Source organism: Paraburkholderia acidiphila, from assembly GCF_009789655.1.
In the GTDB taxonomy this organism is placed as follows: Bacteria; Pseudomonadota; Gammaproteobacteria; order Burkholderiales; family Burkholderiaceae; genus Paraburkholderia; species Paraburkholderia acidiphila.
The window spans coordinates 2,607,371-2,628,887 of record NZ_CP046909.1; the positions used below are offsets into that span (position 1 = coordinate 2,607,371).

Consider the following 21,517-nt stretch of genomic DNA (forward strand, 5'->3'; position numbering starts at 1 on the left):
GAGGCAAGACTAGCATCGCGATTTGCCGCGCCCAACGAAGTTATCTTCACACTGTTATCAGCATTGCAGAGCGCGAATCCGGGATTGCTTTCGCGCCCTGCGCATAAGGCGCATTGCCTTAGCGGCGCGCTCACGTGTTCTGCCGCGCCGCCACGCGCGCATGGCGCACCGGCGCGTTACGCGAGTCGAGCCGCGCCGCAGCCCAGGTGAGCACGAGCGCAGCCACCGAAACGGCTGCGGCCACCCACGGCAGCGAATCGAGCGCCACGCCGTGCGCAATGGCGAGACCGCCCATCCATGCGCCCATTGCATTGCCCACGTTGAACGCGCCGATGTTCAGCGTCGAAGCGAGATTCGGCGCCGCCGCAGCCTTCGCGACCACGCGCATCTGCAAGGGCGGCACGGTCGCGAACGCGGCGATGCCCCACACGAACACGGTGATCGCGGCAGGCCACATGGCATGGCTCGTCTTCGTGAAGATGGCCATGACCACGGCGAGCATCACGAGAATGCCCATCAGCGAAGGCATCAGCGCGCGGTCCGCGAGCTTGCCGCCGAGCGTGTTGCCAAGCGTGAGGCCGACGCCGAACAGCACGAGCATCAGCGTCACGCCGCGCGGCGAGAAGCCGCCGACCTGCTCGAGAATCGGCGCGATGTAGGTGAAGACGACGAACACGCCGCCAAAGCCCAGCACCGTCATGCCGAGCGCGAGCCACACCTGCGGGTCGCGCAGCACGCGCACTTCGTGGCCGAGGCCTGCGGGGCCGCTGTCGTGATGGTTGGGAACCAGCGCGGTCACGCCGATCAGCGAAATCACGCCAAAGCCGCTCACGATCCAGAACGCCACGCGCCAGCCGAACTGCTGACCAATGGCCGTGCCGAACGGCACGCCCAGCACGGTGGCGAGCGTGAGCCCGGTGAACATGAGCGCGATGGCGCTCGCCCGCTTTTCCTGCGGCACGAGTGACGCCGCCACCACCGCGCCTATGCCGAAGAACGAGCCGTGCGCGAACGATGCGACGACGCGCGCGACCATCAGCAGCGAGTAGTTCGACGCGACGGCGCACATCACGTTGCCGACGATGAACACGCCCATCAGCAGTTGCAGCGCGAGCTTGCGCGGCATGCGGCTCGTGAGCGCGGCGAGCAGCGGTGCGCCGGCCGCCACGCCGAGCGCATAGCCGGTCACGAGCAGGCCCGCGGCGGGAATCGTCACGTGCAGATCGCGCGCGACGTCGGGCAACAGGCCCATGATGAGGAACTCGGTGGTGCCGATGGCAAAGGCGCTGATGGCCAGCGCGAGCAAGGGAATAGGCATCGTAATCTCCGAAAATCAGCCCGGTTTCAAGTTGGCTTTAGTGGCAATCAGTAGGAATCAGGCGACAGCGAGCCTCCCGCGCCAGCGGGCATCGACGTCACGAACTCGACGACGACGCCCGGCGCGAGCGCAACGAAAAGCTGCACTTCGGCGCTCATCGGCACCTCGGCCAACTGGTAAGGCACGCGATGCGCGGCAAGCCGCTCGACGAGCGCGCGCCACTCAACGCCGGACGCCACGCGAAACGCCACGTGGTCGATACGCGGCGCCACAAGAACGGCCGAGCCACCTGGCGACCGTGCCGGCACGGTCGCATCGACCAGATGGACGGCCGGGCGGCCGTTCGCGTAGAGCCAGTGACCGTCCACGCGAAACGGCGGACGCGGGCCGTCGTCGAGGCCGACGATGTCGCGAAAGAAGCGGCAGGTGCTTTCGAGTTCGGGCGTAACGAGGGTGACGTGATCGAGTTGCATGGCGTGCTAGCCGAGGCGGTTGTCCTGAAAACACGCGCATTGTCGCGGCTACGCTCAAATTTGATAATTGGCGTAGCATTTGAATCATTTTCAATCGCTTTCTAATAATCGTGCGATGGACAATCTCGGCGACGTACGCCTTTTCGTGGAGGCCGCCCGCCTCGGCAGCCTTTCCGCAGCGGGGCGCAAGCTCGGCCTCACGCCCGCGGCGGCCAGCGCCCGGCTTGCGCGGCTCGAAGCGGAGCTTCATGCGCGCCTGTTCGACCGCACCACGCGCCAGCTGCGCCTCACCGACGAAGGGCGCGTCTACCTCACCTGCAGCGAGCACGCGCTGCGCTCGCTCGACGACGCCAAGGCAGCCTTGCAGGAGGGCCAGAACGCGGTGCGCGGCAAGGTGCGCATTTCGGCGACCTCGGATTTCGGCCGCAACCTGCTGATGACCTGGCTCGACGAATTCCGCGCCCTGTATCCCGATGTGCGTTTCGCACTGATGCTGACCGACTCGCTCTCGAACCTCGTGCTCGAGGACATCGATCTCGCGATTCGTTTCGGCACGCCGCAGGATAGCTCGCTCGTGGCGCGCTGGCTCGCGCCGAACCGCCGCGTACTGTGCGCGTCGCCCGCCTACCTCGCGCGCTGCGGCGAACCGCGCGAGCCGAACGATCTGGCCCGTTTCGACTGCATCGTGATCGGTTCGGCGGCGGGGCCGGTGAACGAATGGCGCTTCACGCGCGGCGACGAAACGCAGACCTACACGGTGCCGCTCGACGGCGCGCTCGAATCCACGGATGGCGAAGTGGCGCGCCAGTGGGCGCTGTGCGGCTACGGACTGGCAGTGAAGTCGATCTGGGATGTCGCCGATGATTTACGCGCCGGGCGGCTCAAGACGGTGATGCCCGAGTGGCGCTACCCCGACGCGCCGCTGCACGCGCTCTATCACCGCAACCGCTTTCTCGCACCGCGCGTACGCGTGCTGCTCGACTTCCTCACCGAGCGGTTCGCGCAGACTTCGGGCGAACTGGAGGCGCTCGCGCCCTGCACGGATCCGGCCGAAGCGACGCAAAGCCGAAGGCGCAAACGGATATAATGCTGGATTGCGCAGAAAGCGATCCGCAGCCGCATCCGCATCACTGAATGCGTGGGCAAAATGAAGCGAAAAGCAAAGCGGAACGTCCCAGGTTGCAAAACAACGCGCATTGCCAGAAACAGGATGCCAGCGCCGGTCTCATAGCCGGTCTCCCCGCACCCGGTTTTGGCCCCCATAAAACACCGTAGTCCTGACGTGCAGACCGTGCCTCACGCGCGTGCATCAAGCGGACGACGCCCCCAGGTCAACCACTGCGAACGGCGAAACCCGATGACCAAGAAAGTTTATGTAAAGACCTTTGGCTGCCAGATGAACGAGTACGACTCCGACAAGATGGTCGACGTACTCGGCGCCGCCGAAGGCCTCGTGAAGACCGACACCCCCGAAGACGCGGACGTCATTCTCTTCAACACCTGCTCGGTGCGCGAAAAGGCGCAGGAGAAGGTCTTCTCCGACCTCGGCCGCGTGCGCGAGCTGAAGGAAGCGAACCCGAACCTGCTGATCGGCGTGGGCGGCTGCGTGGCGAGCCAGGAAGGCGCGGCCATCGTCGCGCGCGCGCCGTACGTGGATCTCGTGTTCGGCCCGCAAACGCTGCACCGCCTGCCGCAGATGATCGACGCGCGCCGCGCCTCGGGCCGCGCGCAGGTGGACATCAGCTTCCCCGAAATCGAGAAGTTCGACCATCTGCCGCCCGCGCGCGTGGAAGGGCCGAGCGCGTTCGTCTCGATCATGGAAGGCTGCAGCAAGTACTGCAGCTACTGCGTCGTGCCCTACACGCGCGGCGAAGAAGTTTCGCGACCGCTCGACGACGTGCTCACCGAAATCGCCGGCCTCGCCGACCAGGGCGTGCGTGAAGTCACGCTGCTCGGCCAGAACGTGAACGCCTACCGCGGTGCGCTGACCAACGGTGCGCAGGACGTCGCCGACTTCGCCACGCTCATCGAATACGTCGCGGACATCCCCGGCATCGAGCGCATCCGCTATACGACTTCGCACCCGAAGGAATTCACGCAGCGCCTGATCGACACCTACGCGAAGGTGCCCAAGCTCGTGAGCCATCTTCACTTGCCCGTGCAGCACGGTTCGGACCGCGTGCTCATGGCGATGAAGCGCGGCTACACGGTGCTCGAGTACAAATCGATCATCCGCAAGCTGCGCGCGATCCGCCCGGACCTGTCGCTCTCCACGGACTTCATCGTCGGCTTCCCCGGCGAGACCGAAGAGGACTTCCAGAAGATGATGGCGCTCGTCGAAGAGATGAGCTACGACACGAGCTTCTCGTTCATCTACAGCCCGCGCCCGGGCACGCCCGCCGCGAATCTCGAAGACGACACGCCGCGCGAAGTGAAGCTCAAGCGCCTGCAGCATCTGCAGGCCACGATCGAAGAGAACGTCGCGCGCATCAGCCAGTCGATGGTCGGCAAGGTCGAACGCATTCTCGTGGAAGGCCCTTCGCGCAAGGACCCGAGCGAACTGTCGGGCCGCACGCAGAACAACCGTGTGGTGAACTTCCCGGCGCCGCTCGCTTCGCACGCGCGCCTGATCGGCCAGATGATCGACGTGAAGATCAACCACGCGTACCCGCACTCGCTGCGCGGCGAACTCGTGCTCGCGCACGAAGACGCCTCGACGCTCGCGCATTAATCGTGCATTAATCGGCTCGACGCAACCAGCCAGGAATTCAGGAGTTCAGAGACACCTTGAAGCCCAATCAGCAGCATCTGGAATTCACCGCGCCGCGCGACGACAACGCGCGGCTCGCCAACCTCTGCGGCCCGCTCGACGAAAACCTGCGGCAGATCGAGCAAGCGCTCGACGTCACGCTCGCGCGGCGCGGCCATCGCATCAGCATTCGCGGGCGCGGCGCCAAACTGGCGCTCGCGGCGCTCGAGAACTTCTACAACAAGGCGCGCGATCCGCTTTCCGTCGACGACATTCAGCTCGCGCTCGTCGAAGCTCGTCATCCCGCGAACTTCGGCGGCAATTCGGCGAACGACCCGCGCGGCAACGGCAACGGCGGCATGCGCGGCCATGCGGGTGGCGTCAACGGCGGTGGTAACGACGCCAGCGAGATCGATCCGCGTTTTCGTGGCGACCCCGATCATCCGTTCGACGAACCCGCGCGCGAAGGCGTCGATGTCGAAGAGCTGGGCCCGAAGCTCTACACGCGCCGCGCCGACCTGCGGGGCCGCACGCCCGCGCAGCGCGAATACCTCAAGCAGATCATCTCGCACGACGTGACGTTCGGCATCGGGCCCGCGGGCACCGGCAAGACCTATCTCGCCGTGGCCTGCGCCGTGGACGCGCTGGAGCGCGATCAGGTCAAGCGCATCGTGCTCACGCGTCCGGCCGTGGAAGCGGGCGAGCGCCTCGGCTTCCTGCCGGGCGATCTGTCGCAGAAGGTCGATCCGTATCTGCGCCCGCTGTACGACGCGCTTTACGATCTGCTCGGCTTCGACAAGACCGCGAAGATGTTCGAGCGCCAGATGATCGAAATCGCGCCGCTCGCCTACATGCGCGGGCGCACGCTCAATCACGCGTTCATCATTCTCGACGAGGCGCAGAACACCACGCCCGAGCAGATGAAGATGTTCCTCACGCGTATCGGCTTCGGCTCGAAGGCGGTCGTGACCGGCGACACCACGCAGATCGACTTGCCGCGCGGCCACAAGAGCGGCCTGATCGAAGCGCAGCATGTGCTGAAGGACGTGCGCGGCATCGCCGTCACGCACTTCACGAGTGCGGACGTCGTGCGCCATCCGCTCGTCGCGCGTATCGTCGAGGCTTATGACGCGCATTCGAAAAAGGACGAAGGCGCGGGCGACGCGCGCTAACGCCGCCGCCTGCGTCGTATCACTGCTTTAGCCCCATGCCCCGCGCACCGAAACTCAAACTGACTGTGCAGTTCCCCGCCGCGAAGGCGTTCCCCGAGCACAAGGCCGCGCTGCCACGCGCCACCGTGGCGGCGTGGCTCAAGGCCGCGCTCTTCGCGGACGCGGAGCTGGCCGTGCGCTTCGTCGACGCCGAGGAAGGCCGCACGCTCAACCGCACGTATCGCGGCAAGGACTACGCGACCAACGTGCTCACCTTCGCCTACGCGGAGAGCGAGGACGATCCGGTCACGGGCGACCTGATCCTGTGCTGCCCCGTGGTGGAGAAGGAAGCCGCCGAGCAGGGCAAGCCGCTCGCCGCGCACTATGCGCACCTGCTCGTGCACGGCGCGCTGCACGCACAGGGTTACGATCATGAGGACGAGGCCGAAGCCGAAGAGATGGAAGGCATCGAGACCGAGGTGCTCAACTCGCTAGGCTTTCCCGATCCGTACAAGTAAGCCCCCGCCATGAACGACAAACGCACGCCCGACTTCGCCGAACCCTCCGCACTGCCCGAGGCGGGCGATGCGAGCGTGCCCTGCCCCGGCTACCCGCCGGCGCTCGGCGAGTCGCGGCTTTTGAGTGAGGACGAGCTGCGCGCCTCGCTCGACTGCACGCTGAAAACGAAAGGCTGGGATGGCGCCAGCGACATCTGGCTCTTCGGCTATGGCTCGCTGATCTGGAACCCGGGTCTGCCCACCGCCGAGAACGTGCGTTCGCGCGTGCACGGCTACCATCGCGGGCTTTACCTGTGGTCGCGCGTGAACCGCGGCACGCCCGAACAGCCGGGCCTCGTGCTCGCGCTCGACCGCGGCGGCTCGTGCGCGGGCGTCGCGTTCCGTCTTGCGGCCGAAGGCGTGATGCCGCACCTCGAAGCGCTCTGGCGCCGCGAGATGCCAATGGGCTCGTACCGCCCGGCCTGGCTGCCCTGCGTACTCGCCGACGGCCGCCGCGTCGACGCGCTCGCCTTCGTCATGAGACGCGACGTGGCGTCGTACACCGGCAAGCTTTCCGAAACGACGGTGCGCACCGTGTTCGGCTGCGCGTCGGGCCGCTACGGCACGACGCTCGATTACGTGCGCCGCACCGTGGACGCGCTGCGCGAGAGCGGCATGCGCGACCGCGCGCTGGAGCGGCTGCTCGCGCGCTGCGCGTAAGCCTCGTGTAACGGCGGCCCTGGCCTTTTTCTTCCGCCGGGCGGCCACGCCGCTTCTGCGATAGGATTGATCTGCCAGTGTATGTCGTGCGCGTGCCGTGTGTGCCAATACACGGTCGCGCCACAGGCATGTTGTATCCTTAACCCTCCGCAACAGCGCGCCCTGCCCCCAAGCGGCAAAGGGCGCACCACCATGAACGACTCCTATCCCAGTCGACGCCAGACCGACAAACCGCAGGAAAAGCGCTCCCTACTCGAGCGGCTGACCGACTTCATCTCGCCCGAGCCCGACTCGCGCGGCGAGCTTCTAGAAATCCTCCAGGACGCGCACGCGCGCAACCTGATCGACGCCGATTCGCTTTCGATGATCGAAGGCGTGTTCCAGGTGTCCGAGCTGTGCGCGCGCGACATCATGATCCCGCGCGCCCAGATGGACGCGATCAACATCGCCGAAAGTCCTGACGAATTCATTCCGTTCGTGCTCGAGAAAGCGCACTCGCGCTACCCCGTGTTCGACGGCAATCGCGACAACGTGATTGGCGTGCTGCTCGCGAAGGACCTGCTGCGCTACTACGCCGAAGAGGAATTCGACGTGCGCGGCATGCTGCGCCCGGCCGTGTTCATCCCCGAGTCCAAGCGCCTGAACGTGTTGCTGCACGACTTTCGCCAGAACCGCAATCACATCGCCATCGTCGTGGACGAATACGGCGGCGTGGCCGGCCTCATCACGATCGAGGACGTGCTCGAGCAGATCGTCGGCGACATCGAGGACGAGTACGACTTCGACGAGGAAAGCGGCAACATCATCGCCTCGCCCGACGGGCGCTTCCGCGTGCGCGCGCTCACCGAAATCGAGCAGTTCAACGAGGCGTTCGGCACCCATTATTCGGACGAGGAAGTCGATACGATCGGCGGATTCGTCACGAACCACTTCGGGCACGTGCCGCATCGCGGGGAGAAGGTCCGCATCGACGACCTGATCTTCGAGGTGCTGCGCGCCGACGCGCGTCAGGTGCATATGCTGCTGGTGAGGCGCGACCCGTTGGCAGGACAGCGCGAAGCCGCGCTGCAGCCGCCGGGCACCTGAGCTCACGCGAGCGCGTTTCGTTATGCGCAGACGACGCCAGCCTCCAGGCTGGCGTTTTTGCTTCAGGCGCGCCAAAGCCCCGATCCGTCCCCAGGAGAGCATCCCGGGAACGACGCACGAAAGTGCTATCGTTGCGCTCGTCGCGCAATCCGCGCTCGCGCGTTTTATCGCGCATTTCATCGCATTCCACAGCACCGCATGGCCGAACCGATCGATACCCGCACGCGCACCGAGGCGCGCGCGAGCGAAACCACCAACGGCGCCGCGCGCCGCGCGCTGCCGTTCTGGCACTATCTCGCCGCCGCCGCGCTGGGCGCGCTCAACACGCTGTCGTTCGCGCCCACGCCGCACGGCGGCTGGCTCGCCATTGCGATCTTCGCGCTGTTCTACTTCTGGCTCACGCGCACGACCGGCTGGAAGAGCGCACTCTTCACCGGCTGGGCATTCGGCTTCGGCAACTTCGTGAGCGGCGTGTGGTGGCTCTACGTGAGCATGCACTTCTATGGCGGCATGCCTGCGGTGCTCGCGGGCGCGGCGCTCGTGCTGTTCTCGCTCTATCTCGGCATGTATCCGGCGCTCGCCGCGCTCATCTGGTCGTTCTGCGCGGGACATGCGAAAAATGGACGCAGCGGCGAGTTGCCGTTTTCGCCGACATGGCACGGCGCGTTCGCGTTCGCAAGCGCGTGGGCGCTCGGCGAATGGGCGCGCGGCTATGTCTTCACCGGCTTTCCGTGGCTTGCGAGCGGCTACGCGCAGGTGGACGGCCCGCTTGCCGGTTTCGCGCCGATCGTCGGCGTGTATGGCGTGGGCTGGGTGCTCGCGCTCGTCGCAGCACTCATCGCGCAGGCGGTTTTGCGCGTGCGCGACGGGAATCGCCAAGCCACCGCAGCGCCCTCGCGAAGTGCGGTCGCAACGCCCGCGTTGCTCGCTGCAGCCGTGATCGCGGCCGGCATGCTGCTCTCGCTCGTCTCGTGGACACAACCCTCCGGCACGCCGCTCAACGTGCGGCTGCTGCAAGGCAACGTCAAGCAGGACATGAAGTTCTCCGAAGCCGGCTTCACCGACGCGCTCAACGAGTTCCAGAAGCTCATCACCGAAAAGCCCGCCGATCTCGTCGTCACGCCCGAAACCGCCGTGCCGGTGCTCGTGCAGGAGATTCCCCAGAAGTTCGGCCGCGATATCCGCGCCTTCGCCGACGGCACGAACACGGCCATCCTGTTCGGCGCAGTGGGCGGCACGATCACGCCCGACGGACGCGTGACCGACTACACCAACAGTCTGTTCGGCATCACGCCAGGCCAGAACGGCCTCTATCGCTACGACAAGCACCACCTCGTGCCCTTCGGCGAGTTCGTACCCTGGGGCTTCCGCTGGTTCGTCAATCTCATGAACATCCCGCTCGGCGACTTTGCGCGCGGCGCGCCCGTGCAGCCGCCCTTCCGCGTGCACGGCGAACTCGTGGCCGTGAACATCTGCTACGAGGACATCTTCGGCGAGGAGATCGCGCGCACCGTGCGCGAGAGCCCCACCTCGCCTGGCATCCTCATCAACTCGACGAACCTCGCGTGGTTCGGCGACACCATCGCACTCGACCAGCATCTGCAGATCGCACGCATGCGCTCGCTCGAAACCGGCCGTCCGATGCTGCGCGCGACCAACACGGGCGCGACCGCAGCCATCGACGCGAAAGGCCGCGTGATCGCCCGTTTGCCTACGTTCACGGTGGGCTCGCTCGACGTGAAGGTGGAAGGCACGAGCGGTTTCACGCCCTACGTGACGAGCGGCAACAACACCGTGATCGCCATTTCGTTGCTGCTGCTGGCGCTCGGCTTTGCGTTCGGACCGGCCTTCAAGGGCGCGAAGGCACGCAAGCCGGCGAACGGGAAATAAGGCGCGCGCAACGTCGCGCCGACGACCTGGCCACACCGCTGCCGGACGCCGGAACCCCGTCCAGGTCTCAACGCTCCGGCAATCCGGTAAAATTCAACGTTTTAGCACCTGGCCGCCTCCCGGCCCGGGCCACGCAAGGAGAAGGGGCAAGGCGGAGAATCGCCGCCCCGCTGGCGCGCTCGCTTAGGCGGTCCGCCGCATTCCGCTCCCGAAAGCCCGAAAGACACTGCAGGCACACATGCTCACGTTTCAGCAAATCATCCTGACGCTCCAGTCTTACTGGGACAAGCAGGGCTGCGCACTGCTCCAGCCGATCGACATGGAAGTCGGCGCCGGCACCTCGCACGTCCACACCTTCCTGCGCGCGATCGGCCCCGAGCCGTGGCGCGCGGCCTACGTGCAGCCCTCGCGCCGCCCGAAGGACGGCCGCTACGGCGAGAACCCGAACCGCCTGCAGCACTACTACCAGTACCAGGTGGTGCTCAAGCCCGCGCCGGAGAACATTCTCGACCTGTACCTCGGCTCGCTCGAGGCGCTCGGCTTCGACCTCAAGCAAAACGACGTGCGCTTCGTCGAAGACGACTGGGAGAATCCCACGCTCGGCGCCTGGGGCCTTGGCTGGGAAGTGTGGCTCAACGGCATGGAAGTCACGCAGTTCACCTACTTCCAGCAGGTGGGCGGCATCGACTGCAAGCCGGTGCTCGGCGAAATCACCTACGGTCTCGAGCGTCTCGCCATGTATCTGCAGAAGGTCGAGAACGTCTACGACCTCGTCTGGACCGAGTGGGAAGAGCAAGGCCCGAACGGCCCGGAACTGCGCCGCCTCACCTATGGCGACGTCTATCACCAGAACGAAGTCGAGCAATCGACCTACAACTTCGAGCACGCGAACGTCGACCTGCTGTTCACGTTCTTCAACGCGTACGAAAGCGAAGCGAAGCGCATGATCGATCTGCAGCTCGCGCTGCCCGCGTACGAACTCGTGCTCAAGGCCGGCCACACGTTCAACCTGCTCGACGCGCGCGGCGCGATCTCCGTGACGGAGCGTGCAGCGTACATCGGCCGCATTCGCGCGCTTTCGCGCAGCGTGGCGCAGTCGTACTACGAGTCGCGCGAGAAGCTCGGCTTCCCGATGCTCGGCAACCCCGTGCACGGTGTGCCCGGCCTCACCACCGACGAACAGGACGCCGCGATGCCCGCCTGGGCGCCGCCGCTGAAGGTCGAACGCAAGTTCGACGAGGAATGACCGGATCTCCAGAACAATGACGCAAGCTCATCACGCCACTCTCCTCGTCGAACTGCTGACCGAGGAACTGCCGCCCAAGGCCCTCGCGCGCCTGGGCGACGCGTTCGCCGAAGGCATCGCGCAGCGCCTCGCCGCGCGCGACCTGATCGAAGGCGATCTCGCGTTCGAACGTTACGCCACGCCGCGGCGCCTCGCCGTCACGATCAAGAACGTGCGCAGCGTCGCGCCCGAAAAGCAGGTGCGCGAAAAAGTGCTGCCCGTTTCGGTCGCGCTCGACGCGAGCGGCCAGCCCACCGCGCCGCTCGCGAAGAAGCTCGCGGCGCTCGGCTTCCCCGATTTCCCGGTGAGCGACCTCGAGCGCGCAAGCGACGGCAAGAACGAAGCGTTCTTCCTGCGCTACTCGGCGCCCGGCGCCACGCTCGCCGACGGCCTGCAAGCCGTGCTCGATGAAGCGCTCGGCAAGCTGCCGATCCCGAAGGTCATGACCTACCAGCGCCCGGACGGCAGCAACGTGCAGTTCGTGCGCCCGGTGCATCGCCTCACGGCGCTGCACGGCGACCAGATCGTGCCGGTCACGGCATTCGGCGTCGACGCCGACGACACGACGCGCGGCCACCGCTTCCTCTCCGAAGGCCTCATCGCCATCCAGCACGCCGACGAGTACGCGCACACGCTGCAGCACAAGGGCTTCGTGATCGCGAGCTACGCCGACCGCCGCGAGTCGATCCGCGCGCAACTCATCGAACAGGCCGGCAGCGACAAGGTCGTGATGCCCGAGTCGCTGCTCGACGAAGTGAATTCGCTCGTCGAATGGCCGGTTGTGTACGCGTGCAAGTTCGAGGACGAATTCCTGCAAGTGCCGCAGGAATGCCTGATCCTCACGATGCAGACGAACCAGAAGTACTTCGCGCTGACCGACGACCAGGGCCGGCTGCGCTCGCGCTTCCTGATCGTTTCGAACATCGCGACGCAAACGCCCGACGAGATCGTCGAAGGCAATGAGCGCGTGGTGCGCCCGCGTCTGGCCGACGCGAAGTTCTTCTTCGAGCAGGACAAGAAGAAGCCGCTGGCCGACCGCGTGCCGCTGCTCGCGAACGTGGTCTATCACAACAAGCTCGGCTCGACGCTGCAGCGTGTGGAGCGCCTCGAAGCGCTCGCGGGGCAGATCGCCTTGATGTGCAGCGCCAATATCGCGCTCGCGGAACGCGGCGCGCGACTCGCGAAAGCCGACCTGCTGACCGATATGGTGGGCGAGTTCCCCGAGCTGCAAGGCACGATGGGCACGTACTACGCGCGCCACGACGGCGAACCCGAAGAAGTGGCGATTGCGTGCTCCGAGCACTACCAGCCGCGCTTCTCGGGCGACGCCCTGCCGGCTACCACGACGGGCACGATCGTCGCGCTCGCGGACAAGCTGGAAACGCTCGTCGGCATCTGGGGCATCGGCCTCGCGCCCACGGGCGAGAAGGACCCGTTCGCGCTGCGTCGCCACGCGCTGGGCGTGCTGCGCATTCTCGTCGAGAAGCAACTGCCGCTCGATCTGATCGAACTGCTGCGCGCCACGTACGCGCAATTCGCAGGCATCGAGGCGGTGACGGAATCGACCCAGGCCATCTACGAGTTCTGCATGGACCGCCTGCGCGGCATGCTGCGCGAACGCGGCTTTGCGGCGACCGAAGTGGACGCCGTGCTCGCACTGAACCCCACGCGTTTTGACGACATCGTCTCGCGTCTGGACGCGGTGCGCGAATTCGCAGCGCTCGCGGAAGCGGCCTCGCTCGCGGCGGCCAACAAGCGCATCTCCAACATCCTCAAGAAGTCCGAGGGTGCGGAAGACGCTGGCGTGCAAGTCGCCCTTTTCGTCGAAGCCGCCGAAAAGGCGCTCTACGCGCAGCTCGAACAGGTTGCGCCGCGCGTGGAAACGCAACTCGCCGCACGCGAATACACGGGCGCGCTCACCGCACTCGCGGCGCTGCGCGAAACCGTGGACACGTTCTTCAACGACGTGATGGTCAACGCCGAAGACCCGGCGCTGCGTGCGAACCGCCTCGCGCTGCTCAAGGCGCTGCATCGCCAGATGAACAGCGTCGCGGACATCTCGCGACTCGCTGCATAAGCGGAAAAAAGCGGAACTGAGCGAGACGCCATGCCGAACAGCACCACCAGAAAACTCGTGATCCTCGACCGCGACGGCGTGATCAACGTCGACTCCGACGCGTTCATCAAGTCGCCGGACGAATGGATCGCGATTCCCGGCAGCCTCGAAGCGATCGCGCGCCTGAACCAGGCGGGCTATCGCGTCGCGGTGGCGTCGAACCAGTCGGGCATTGGGCGTGGACTGTTCGACATGGCCGCGCTCAACGCCATGCACGCGAAGATGCACCGCCAGGCCGCGGCCGTGGGTGGACGTATCGACGCCGTGTTCTTCTGCCCGCACACGGCCCAGGACCATTGCGAGTGCCGCAAGCCGCTGCCGGGCATGCTCAAGATGATCGCGGAGCGCTTCGAGATCGAACCCGCCGATACCCCGGTGGTGGGCGACTCGCTGCGCGACCTGCAAGCGGGCGCGTCGCTCGGCTTTCGTACGCACCTCGTGCGTTCGGGCAAGGGCGAGAAAACGCTCGCCGCCGGCGGCTTGCCCGAAGGCACGATGATCCACGACGACCTGCGCGCTTTCGCGCTCGATTTTCTCGCGAACGCCTCTGCGTGAAGGCGCAGACAGTTCACGCGTACATTAACCCGGCTCGACCGATGCGCTTTCTCCGTTCCCTGCTGCTGTTCATCTACTTCATCGTCTACACGATGCCGTACGCAACAGCATGCTTTATCGCGTTCCCGTTCATGAACGCGACGCGACGCTACTGGATGGCCGTGGGCTGGTGCCGCTCCACGCTCTTCGTCGCGCGCTACCTTAATGGCATTCGCTACCGCATCGAGGGCATGGAGAACCTGCCCAACGGGCCGGCCGTGCTGCTCTCGAAGCACCAGTCCGCATGGGAAACGCTGGCGTTCCCCGCGCTCATGCCGCGGCCGCTGTGCTACGTGTTCAAGCGCGAGTTGCTGTTCGTGCCGTTCTTCGGCTGGGCGCTAGGCATGCTGAAGATGGTTCACATCAACCGCAAGGAAGGCAAAAACGCCTTCACCTCGGTGATACGCCAAGGCAAGCAGCGCATGGCCGAAGGCGCATGGGTGATCATGTTCCCCGAAGGCACGCGCATCCCGGTGGGCAAGCAGGGCAAGTACAAGACCGGCGGCCCGCGCTTCGCCATCGAAACGGGCGCGCCCGTGGTGCCGATCGCGCACAACGCGGGCCACGTCTGGCCCCGAAACTCGTTCATGAAATATCCGGGTATAGTCACGGTGTCGATCGGCAAGCCGATCGAGACGACCGGACTCACGCCCGACGAAGTGAACACGCGCGTGGAGCAGTGGATCGAAGCGGAAATGCGACGTATCGATCCTGAGGCATATCGCGAAACGGATGGCGCAGCGGCGAAAGCAGCGGGGATTTGAGGCGGCAGTGCTTGAAGTGCTGGCTCGCGTTGCGCGCAGGATTGGCGCACGCATGTTGGCGCTGTTCTCCGCACGGCTGAGTGCACCACGCAACGCTGCGCCTAAAGCCCCGCGCAAACGCCCTGCGAAAAACAGCAAACGCGCACGCCCATCCGCACCAGGCCTGACGATGCAGAAGTCCCCCGCGCCGCGCCCAAACGCGGCACTCGACAACCGGCAACTCGACTTGCCGCTCTTTGCTGAACCGGCGCCAGTTGTGGCGCCTGATTCGTCTTCTCCCTCACTCACACCACAGCCCGCTCCTTCGCCCTCGCCTGATAAGCCCGGCAAGGCACCGCTCGCGCCCGATGGCACGCGGCTGCGTACTGTCGTGCTCGGCGCACGCACGCTGCATTACCGGCTCAAGCGCTCGTCGCGCAAATCGATTGGGTTCGTGATCGACGGGACCGGGCTTAGCATCACTGCTCCCAGGTGGGTCACGATCGCCGACATCGAGGCTGCTATCGCTGAGAAACAGCGGTGGATATTCGCGAAGCTCGCGGAGTGGCAAACGCGCACGGAGCAACGAGCGCTGCCTCGCGTGGAATGGCGCGATGGTGCTGAACTGCCCTTTCTTGGCAAGCCGATTACAGTGAGGCTTGGGGCTTCTTCGCTTGCGTTTGATGAGGTGACTCGCGTTCTTGCGTTGCCGTTGCCGCCGCATGCTGAAGCGCAACAGATCAAGGACCGCGTGACTGGGTGGCTTCAGGGGGAAGCGACGCGGGTATTTGGTGAGCGCCTTGAGGTGTATGCCGAAAAGCTTGAGGTCTCGTTTCGGTCTTATGCGCTTTCTTCGGCCGCTACGCGGTGGGGAAGCTGTTCAAGCGAAGGGAGAATTCGCTTGAACTGGCGATTGATCCATTTTCCACTTTCGGTTGTGGATTATGTTGTCGCGCATGAACTCGCGCATCTGCGCGAGATGAATCATAGTCCGCGGTTCTGGCGGACGGTGGAGTCAATCTTTCCGGAGTTTCGGGAGGCTAGGAAGCAGTTGAAGCAGCATCCGCCTGAGATGATGCCTGAGGTGTGAGGAAGTCACGGCGCATCTGCCTCGCTGCCAACTTTTACGATGCGCGCAGGTACGCCAACTACTGTCGCATACGCCGGCACATTATCGAGTATCACAGAATTTGCCCCAATCCTTGCGCCTCGGCCAATCACGATCGGTCCGAGGATGCATGCGCCGGCACCAATCAGCACATCGTCCTCAATCACCGGCGCGCCGGGCCTTCCACGCCCGCCAATCACGACATTGGGTGAAATAACGATATTGCTCCCCAAGATGGCATGTCGATGTACAACGATGCCCAGCCCTTGATAGCCAAAAACAACGTTTCTACCAACCTTCACCGACGGCGGGAGGGAGACGCTGAACAATATACGGTTGCATACCTTCAGGAGCCACGGAATAAATGGTACTCCAAGACGATGCAGAAAACTGGAAATCCTATATATATAAATCATCAAACCACCATTGATCGATCATACTACACGCCCAAATCTGACCTTCATTGCATCAAACGCTCTAATGATGAAAATAAACAATCCTACAAATATAAAATTTACATCCCAATATCCGGCATGAATTGACATAAGACTGAGCGCAAAAAAATAACAAAAACAAAATCTCACCACAACATCCCTGTAAAACGCGCATTTCTTAAGCCAGCAGATACTCCATGAAATAATAAACATTCCAGCAAAGACACCAAAGTATCCGAAGTCCGTATATAACGCACCTTGCAGCGTCGGGGTGATGCTCATGGGTCGACCTGCAACCCACCGCGCGCCCGTCAGATCACCAATAATATTTCTTGCGCCCCAATGCTTGCCAGGAAGAAGCGTCTCGAAGTTACTCAACATCAGCCCTCCATACATATGTTCGTTTAGCGCAGCTCCAATTTTCGAAATGGTGCATTGGCTAAAATCGAACATCGATAGCGCTGGGACGAAGGGAAGAATGTATTTATGATCCGACACAAATCCAAAGTCCACGTTGGCAAAGAATCGTGCCACGTCATAGCTCTGAGACACCCGGAAAAGCGACAGTGAGGCAGCAAAAAATGCCAGCCCCCCCCCCAACAATCGCGCTAATCCAAAGTGCCTTGGTTCCGGAAAATCTAAATATCACTTGGTAACAATAATATGTCAAAACAAATGCAAGTACTGGTGATCGATAACCCAGAATCAAAATTCCGACGATGTATATGGCGGGCTGTACAAAACTAGGTTTACGCCCACGCTCAACGTCCGATATCATCCTCGTCAGAATCCAGAATCCATAAAGAGGCGCCAGATTTGAAATAAGTGCGGAATTCTGGAATCTGGCCTCCCCTTGCAACAACGGTATGCCGTGATTAAGGAAAATTGCAACGACAATACATAGCACAAAGATCAGAAAAAACAGAATTGTGAGCTGATTCGAGGTTCGTGACTTCTTTGACGCGATTGGCTGCCCGACTCCAGTCCTCGGCCCCAGAAAATATCCTGAAAGAAGTGCAACCAAACTGCCACTGCCGCGCACACATTTGTCAGAAAATGATGGATTGCATATTTTATGAGCTTTCCAGAGCGAACTTGAAATTCAGAAAAATTTCCCGCGTGAAGATGAAATATTGTTTTTCTTAAAAAGACGCTCGCCAACAAAAATAAAAGATATTTTCTGACGAACGATCCGTTAATAGAGACATGAAAGTGAACGATATCGGGCAACATCGCCAATTTCGCCAAAAATCTAAAGAAATCGACGAAAAGAAATCGCATTACGCCCGTCCTGCGCTTGAATCCGCAGGTTTCAAAAAAATCCAGCTCAATCTGCTGCTCCAGAAAGGCGTCTCGTTGTTGGGCCAGTTCTTTCATCACCGACGCAACTCCGCCATGCTGACCCTGTCCCGGACCAACGTGGAGAACGCGAATCAAGCCATTTCTCTTTGAAATTTTCATTTCCAACAATCATCAAATAACAATATTTTCAACGGAATCTTTCTGCCCAAATCCAATTCATCGCTGACTCGCTCTAAAAAGAGACAACAGTCTTCTAGATCTCTTGCTTCTGAGAATCAATATCATGTACAAACAAAAGATCAGCGCCTCGCCGCTTCGATATACGACAGATCGGGCTTGTGCCCGTCTGAGAACGGCGTGGGAACGGCGATGAGAAATGCATCGGCAGGTTCGGGACTCGTCGTCGCGCGCAAATACCCCTGCGACACCGCTGCGTGCACCAGCATGTCGAGTTCCGGTTCGACGATATGAATCGCACCGCGGTTGATAGTGTCGACTGCATGCTGGTTGACATCGACGCCAATCACTTTCTTGCGGCGCGCGGCGAAGGCCGCCGCTGTGGGAAGTCCGATATAACCGAGTCCAACAACCGAAATCGTTTCGAAGTTCATAGTAGCCAAGCCTGTATTTCCAATGTCCTTATGCCGCGTGAGCCGCGGCGCCCCACCAATCGTTCAACGCAGAAACAATGCGGTCGCACGCGTGCCCGTCGCCGTAGGGGTTGTCGCCCCGGCTCATCGCCGCATATGCTGCGTCGTCGCCCAGCAACTGCGTCACGCCCTGCACGATCGCGCCGACATCCGTGCCTACAAGCCGCACCACACCCGCATCAACGGCCTCCCGCCGCTCAGTCGTTTCGCGCATTACAAGCACTGGCTTTCGCAACGAAGGTGCCTCCTCCTGAATCCCGCCAGAGTCCGTCAGGATCAAGTGAGCACGGTTCATGAGACTGACAAATGGGAGATAGTCGAGCGGCTCGATCAAATGCACATTTGCGATACCGGTCAGAAGGCGATTAACCGGCTCACGCACGCTCGGGTTCAAATGGACCGGATACACGATGTCCACTTCCGGCCATGCATGCGCGATCTGGGCGAGCGCCGTGCAGATTCGCTCGAATCCATCGCCGAAACTCTCTCGCCTGTGGCCTGTGACCAGAATGAGTCGGCGCGTAGGATCGAGTTGAGGAAGCGCACTTTGCGCTTGTTCGCGCAATTTCGTGTCCGTCGCCAGCCGGCCTCGTACGTGCAGCAGCGCATCAATGACCGTATTGCCCGTCACGACAATCGAGCGCGTCGGAACGCCTTCACGCAGAAGGTTCTCCTGTGCCGTTGCCGTGGGCGCGAAATGGAGTGACGCAAGCGCCCCAGTCAGCTTGCGGTTCGCTTCCTCTGGCCACGGCGAGAGCAGGTTCCCGGTCCGCAATCCGGCTTCGACGTGCGCGACAGGCGTGCGGCTGTAGAACGAGGCGAGCGTGGCTGCCATCGTCGTAGTCGTATCGCCGTGCACGAGCACCAGATCCGGCTGCTCCCGCGCAAGCACGTCGCGCATGCCAGCCAGAATCGAAGTCGTGACGTCGTAAAGGTCCTGGCCTCGCTTCATGATGTTCAAGTCGAAGTCGGGCTGGATGGCGAACAGGTTGAGCACCTGATCAAGCATCTCGCGATGCTGCCCAGTCACACACACTCGGCATCGAATGGCCGGTTCTTGTTGAAGACGCATGACAAGCGGCGCCATCTTGATCGCCTCTGGCCTCGTTCCAAACGTTAGTAGTACATTTTTTTTCATTGGCATCAACCCGTGCAAAACGCCCCTGTTGGGATCGCATAAGCCCTCAGTCTGGCTTCTTGCTGTAGTTCGAATACGCTCCGAAGCTTGCGCCACGCTCAGGCACATCCGTCAGTAACAAGCCATCGACCTCGACTCCCGAGCTCGCGAGCTGACGTGTGCACTCACGCAACTCCGCGGCGGAATGACGACCGTGTCGCACGACCATCAACGTGGCGCCTGCATGCTTGCCAATCAGAACGGCATCCGTGACCGCGAGCACCGGCGGCGAGTCGATAATGACCATGTCATAGGACGATGCCAGTGCCTTCAGCATCTCGCCGAGCCGATCCCGAACGAGGAGTTCCGCCGGACGGTCAGGTGTCGTGCCCGACATCATCACGTCGAGGTTCGGTAGTACCTCGCGATGAATCACTTCCTTCGGTTCGCGCCCGCTCAGGAGGTCAGAGAACCCGGGTTTGCGATTGATGGAGAAGTACGAGTGAACGTCGCCGCGTCGCATATCGGCATCGATGAGCAAAATCCGTTTGCCGGTCGCCGCGAGCACCGTGGCGAGGTTCACGGAAACAAACGATTTGCCGACGCCGGGCCGAGGCCCGGTCAGCATCACAATATTGTTCTCGGGCTTCAGGACCCCGAACTGCATCGCCGTGCGCAGACTGCGTAGCCCTTCAACCGCCACGTCGTCCGGGTGGACGGCAGCCAGGACGGCTGGTCGTGTCGGATTGCGGCGTACGGATTGACGAAGTGCCAGCTCTTTGTCGCTGTGAGAAATGATTGCGTGCACTGGAATATCAACGGCATGTTCGATCTCCGATGGGGTCTCGAGTCCGCGATTGAACATACGGCGCGCGAGCGCGATCCCGCATCCGAGCAGCAGCCCAAGAACCAGCGCAAGTGGCAGGACCAGCAGCTTCAACGGACGAACCGGCTCTTCAGGTACGACGGCGTAGTCGACGGTTCGCACATTGCCTAGCTGACCCGCCTTCAGCACGCGCAATTGCTGTGTACTATCCAGCAATTTCATGTAGAGATCGGTATTGACCTTCACATCGCGCATAAGCCGCAACGCTTGCTGCTGTGTGTCGGGCAACGCCGTCACCTGCTTCTCGTATTGAGCCTGCTGGTGTTCCAGTTCGGCAATGCGCGCGTCCACCGCCTGGACCGTGGGATGCGATGCCGTATATCGCTGAACGAGATCGGCGCGCTGTTGCTGGAGCTCCGTCAAACGCGTTTGCGTGTCGACAACCGTTTGCAGAAGAAGCTTGCCCTGTGCGTCGAGGTCGATCGCTCCGGACTTCGCGCGAAACGCGTTATAGCGTGCTTCCGACTGGTCCAGATCAGCGCGAAGTTGCGGCAACTGTTCGCCGAGAAAACCCAGCATTTGCTGGGCCTGCGCCGACTTTCGGTCAACGTTGCGCTGCACGTAGAGGCTCGCAATCATGTTAATGATTGCCGTGACGCGCTGCGCGTCGATGCCGTCGAGTTTTACGCCGATGATTCCGGACTGCTTCGTCTTTTCTGCGATATCAAGCTTCTTCTGAAGCTCGGCTACCGTCAGTTGAGTCGAGAAGCGCTTTAAATCGAATCTTGTTCCAGGTTGTGCCAGTAGCGACGTCACCTTCAGCGTCACAGGCCCGTATTGCGTTTCGCCGCGCACGACCGTACCGATGCGCCCCTGGGTCACGACGTCGCCATCAGGGTCGCTCAATTCGAACCGCTCTGCGTCGAGAGCCGTTAACTTGAACTTCTTTTCATATAGCGCACGCGGGACATCGAACTGCGTGACGCTGATGCGCTCGCCACCCCAAGCGTAGCTCTTCATCCCAAGTACCGGGGACAATAGTTCATCGCTGTCTTGCGAACGAAAGCGCGCAATAGGACCACCGATCAATGGGAAATAGTGGGGACGTGCATCGATATCGACATGAAGGCGGTCAACCGTGTCCCCCACCACCATGCGCGATCGAATCAGCTCAATCTCAGCGTCGGCTGTCGCTTTTGTCTGGAATAGCGACGCCAGGTCACCCAGCTTGTCGTTGATCGACCCGACGCCAGAATCGTCGTCCACCTGAATCACCGCATCTGCGCGATAGACAGGCGTTCCAAGAAACGCGTAAAGCGCTCCGAGCAAGAACACGATCGCCGTGACAATGCCAATCAGCGAGAGGCTTTCCCGGAGTACGGCGAAGAGTTCCGAGAGGTCGATTTCGTCGTCGTCCGCAGTATTGGACGGCGGATTTTTCTTAAGAAGAGTCATGAT

The 21,517-nt window shown here is 62.5% G+C and carries 20 protein-coding genes and 1 pseudogene; 13 read left to right on the forward strand and 8 right to left on the reverse strand.

The window, feature by feature from the left end; all coding sequences use genetic code 11:
- Positions 1–130 precede the first annotated feature (130 nt).
- Together FAZ97_RS11810 and FAZ97_RS11815 are read right to left on the reverse strand one after the other, a co-directional pair.
- Complete coding sequence (locus tag FAZ97_RS11810; RefSeq protein ID WP_158758592.1) at positions 131–1,318, reverse strand: MFS transporter; 1,188 nt, start codon at positions 1,316–1,318, stop codon at positions 131–133.
- A gap of 47 nt (positions 1,319–1,365) precedes the next feature.
- Positions 1,366–1,791, reverse strand: coding sequence for a VOC family protein (locus FAZ97_RS11815; protein WP_158758593.1), 426 nt, complete (start codon positions 1,789–1,791; stop codon positions 1,366–1,368).
- A 115-nt stretch (positions 1,792–1,906) separates the two neighbouring features.
- On the opposite strand from FAZ97_RS11815, the gene FAZ97_RS11820 reads away from it, so the two are divergent.
- From FAZ97_RS11820 to FAZ97_RS11875, 12 genes are all read left to right on the forward strand, one after another.
- Entirely contained in the window at positions 1,907–2,878 is a 972-nt protein-coding gene (locus FAZ97_RS11820) for a LysR family transcriptional regulator (protein WP_158758594.1), read from the forward strand.
- Between the two features lie 270 nt (positions 2,879–3,148).
- Positions 3,149–4,522, forward strand: a complete 1,374-nt coding sequence (miaB, locus tag FAZ97_RS11825) for a tRNA (N6-isopentenyl adenosine(37)-C2)-methylthiotransferase MiaB (protein ID WP_158758595.1) — start codon at positions 3,149–3,151, stop codon at positions 4,520–4,522.
- Positions 4,523–4,578: 56 nt separating this feature from the next.
- Positions 4,579–5,712, forward strand: coding sequence for a PhoH family protein (locus FAZ97_RS11830; RefSeq protein ID WP_158758596.1), 1,134 nt, complete (start codon positions 4,579–4,581; stop codon positions 5,710–5,712).
- Between the two features lie 35 nt (positions 5,713–5,747).
- Positions 5,748–6,209, forward strand: coding sequence for an rRNA maturation RNase YbeY (ybeY, locus tag FAZ97_RS11835; protein ID WP_110384371.1), 462 nt, complete (start codon positions 5,748–5,750; stop codon positions 6,207–6,209).
- A gap of 9 nt (positions 6,210–6,218) precedes the next feature.
- Positions 6,219–6,908, forward strand: coding sequence for a gamma-glutamylcyclotransferase (locus tag FAZ97_RS11840; protein WP_158758597.1), 690 nt, complete (start codon positions 6,219–6,221; stop codon positions 6,906–6,908).
- A 192-nt stretch (positions 6,909–7,100) separates the two neighbouring features.
- Positions 7,101–7,994, forward strand: coding sequence for an HlyC/CorC family transporter (locus FAZ97_RS11845; protein ID WP_158758598.1), 894 nt, complete (start codon positions 7,101–7,103; stop codon positions 7,992–7,994).
- A 198-nt stretch (positions 7,995–8,192) separates the two neighbouring features.
- Positions 8,193–9,884 carry an apolipoprotein N-acyltransferase gene (gene lnt, locus FAZ97_RS11850; protein WP_158758599.1) on the forward strand — a complete coding sequence of 564 codons (1,692 nt, stop codon included), beginning with the start codon at positions 8,193–8,195 and terminating at the stop codon, positions 9,882–9,884.
- Positions 9,885–10,122: 238 nt separating this feature from the next.
- Positions 10,123–11,130: a glycine--tRNA ligase subunit alpha gene (glyQ, locus tag FAZ97_RS11855; protein ID WP_158758600.1), complete on the forward strand. Its 1,008-nt coding sequence runs from the start codon at positions 10,123–10,125 to the stop codon at positions 11,128–11,130.
- Positions 11,131–11,146: 16 nt separating this feature from the next.
- Positions 11,147–13,246 carry a glycine--tRNA ligase subunit beta gene (gene glyS, locus FAZ97_RS11860; RefSeq protein WP_158758601.1) on the forward strand — a complete coding sequence of 700 codons (2,100 nt, stop codon included), beginning with the start codon at positions 11,147–11,149 and terminating at the stop codon, positions 13,244–13,246.
- 30 nt (positions 13,247–13,276) lie between these two features.
- Positions 13,277–13,840 carry a D-glycero-beta-D-manno-heptose 1,7-bisphosphate 7-phosphatase gene (gene gmhB / locus FAZ97_RS11865; RefSeq protein WP_158758602.1) on the forward strand — a complete coding sequence of 188 codons (564 nt, stop codon included), beginning with the start codon at positions 13,277–13,279 and terminating at the stop codon, positions 13,838–13,840.
- A 41-nt stretch (positions 13,841–13,881) separates the two neighbouring features.
- Positions 13,882–14,643: a lysophospholipid acyltransferase family protein gene (locus FAZ97_RS11870; protein WP_158758603.1), complete on the forward strand. Its 762-nt coding sequence runs from the start codon at positions 13,882–13,884 to the stop codon at positions 14,641–14,643.
- 169 nt (positions 14,644–14,812) lie between these two features.
- Positions 14,813–15,712, forward strand: a complete 900-nt coding sequence (locus tag FAZ97_RS11875; protein ID WP_158759150.1) for a M48 family metallopeptidase — start codon at positions 14,813–14,815, stop codon at positions 15,710–15,712.
- 5 nt (positions 15,713–15,717) lie between these two features.
- Here the strand turns inward: FAZ97_RS11875 and FAZ97_RS11880 are convergent, their stop codons facing one another.
- Genes FAZ97_RS11880 through FAZ97_RS35795 form a run of 3 tightly spaced genes read right to left on the reverse strand, consistent with a single transcriptional unit; the run spans position 15,718 to position 17,206 of the window.
- Positions 15,718–16,146 (reverse strand): serine O-acetyltransferase, encoded by a 429-nt coding sequence (locus tag FAZ97_RS11880; protein ID WP_158758604.1) that lies wholly within the window; start codon positions 16,144–16,146, stop codon positions 15,718–15,720.
- 18 nt (positions 16,147–16,164) lie between these two features.
- Positions 16,165–16,716 carry an oligosaccharide repeat unit polymerase family protein gene (locus FAZ97_RS11885; RefSeq protein ID WP_233271581.1) on the reverse strand — a complete coding sequence of 184 codons (552 nt, stop codon included), beginning with the start codon at positions 16,714–16,716 and terminating at the stop codon, positions 16,165–16,167.
- Entirely contained in the window at positions 16,700–17,206 is a 507-nt protein-coding gene (locus tag FAZ97_RS35795; protein ID WP_407671775.1) for a hypothetical protein, read from the reverse strand. The genes FAZ97_RS11885 and FAZ97_RS35795 overlap by 17 nt, the downstream gene beginning before the upstream one ends.
- A gap of 164 nt (positions 17,207–17,370) precedes the next feature.
- On the opposite strand from FAZ97_RS35795, the gene FAZ97_RS11895 reads away from it, so the two are divergent.
- Positions 17,371–17,616 (forward strand): hypothetical protein, encoded by a 246-nt coding sequence (locus FAZ97_RS11895; RefSeq protein ID WP_158758607.1) that lies wholly within the window; start codon positions 17,371–17,373, stop codon positions 17,614–17,616.
- 152 nt (positions 17,617–17,768) lie between these two features.
- On the opposite strand, the pseudogene FAZ97_RS11900 reads toward FAZ97_RS11895, so the two are convergent.
- From FAZ97_RS11900 to FAZ97_RS11910, 3 genes and pseudogenes are all read right to left on the reverse strand, one after another.
- Positions 17,769–18,077 (reverse strand): annotated as a pseudogene (locus FAZ97_RS11900) (UDP-N-acetyl-D-mannosamine dehydrogenase); the annotation flags it as partial.
- A 28-nt stretch (positions 18,078–18,105) separates the two neighbouring features.
- The gene (gene wecB, locus FAZ97_RS11905) at positions 18,106–19,203 is read right to left on the reverse strand and encodes a non-hydrolyzing UDP-N-acetylglucosamine 2-epimerase (RefSeq protein WP_325073214.1); all 1,098 of its coding nucleotides are present in this window, start codon (positions 19,201–19,203) and stop codon (positions 18,106–18,108) included.
- A 97-nt stretch (positions 19,204–19,300) separates the two neighbouring features.
- Positions 19,301–21,514, reverse strand: coding sequence for a polysaccharide biosynthesis tyrosine autokinase (locus FAZ97_RS11910; RefSeq protein WP_158758609.1), 2,214 nt, complete (start codon positions 21,512–21,514; stop codon positions 19,301–19,303).
- Positions 21,515–21,517: the final 3 nt, after the last annotated feature.

Coding starts and splice junctions, on each gene's coding strand:
- FAZ97_RS11810 (WP_158758592.1), bottom strand. CDS start 1,318: ATGCCTATTCCCTTGCTCGCGCTGGCCATCAGCGCCTTTGCCATCGGC.
- FAZ97_RS11815 (WP_158758593.1), bottom strand. CDS start 1,791: ATGCAACTCGATCACGTCACCCTCGTTACGCCCGAACTCGAAAGCACC.
- FAZ97_RS11820 (WP_158758594.1), top strand. CDS start 1,907: ATGGACAATCTCGGCGACGTACGCCTTTTCGTGGAGGCCGCCCGCCTC.
- miaB (WP_158758595.1), top strand. CDS start 3,149: ATGACCAAGAAAGTTTATGTAAAGACCTTTGGCTGCCAGATGAACGAG.
- ybeY (WP_110384371.1), top strand. CDS start 5,748: ATGCCCCGCGCACCGAAACTCAAACTGACTGTGCAGTTCCCCGCCGCG.
- FAZ97_RS11840 (WP_158758597.1), top strand. CDS start 6,219: ATGAACGACAAACGCACGCCCGACTTCGCCGAACCCTCCGCACTGCCC.
- FAZ97_RS11845 (WP_158758598.1), top strand. CDS start 7,101: ATGAACGACTCCTATCCCAGTCGACGCCAGACCGACAAACCGCAGGAA.
- lnt (WP_158758599.1), top strand. CDS start 8,193: ATGGCCGAACCGATCGATACCCGCACGCGCACCGAGGCGCGCGCGAGC.
- glyQ (WP_158758600.1), top strand. CDS start 10,123: ATGCTCACGTTTCAGCAAATCATCCTGACGCTCCAGTCTTACTGGGAC.
- glyS (WP_158758601.1), top strand. CDS start 11,147: ATGACGCAAGCTCATCACGCCACTCTCCTCGTCGAACTGCTGACCGAG.
- gmhB (WP_158758602.1), top strand. CDS start 13,277: ATGCCGAACAGCACCACCAGAAAACTCGTGATCCTCGACCGCGACGGC.
- FAZ97_RS11870 (WP_158758603.1), top strand. CDS start 13,882: ATGCGCTTTCTCCGTTCCCTGCTGCTGTTCATCTACTTCATCGTCTAC.
- FAZ97_RS11875 (WP_158759150.1), top strand. CDS start 14,813: ATGCAGAAGTCCCCCGCGCCGCGCCCAAACGCGGCACTCGACAACCGG.
- FAZ97_RS11880 (WP_158758604.1), bottom strand. CDS start 16,146: ATGATTTATATATATAGGATTTCCAGTTTTCTGCATCGTCTTGGAGTA.
- FAZ97_RS11895 (WP_158758607.1), top strand. CDS start 17,371: ATGAAAGTGAACGATATCGGGCAACATCGCCAATTTCGCCAAAAATCT.
- wecB (WP_325073214.1), bottom strand. CDS start 19,203: ATGGCGCCGCTTGTCATGCGTCTTCAACAAGAACCGGCCATTCGATGC.
- FAZ97_RS11910 (WP_158758609.1), bottom strand. CDS start 21,514: ATGACTCTTCTTAAGAAAAATCCGCCGTCCAATACTGCGGACGACGAC.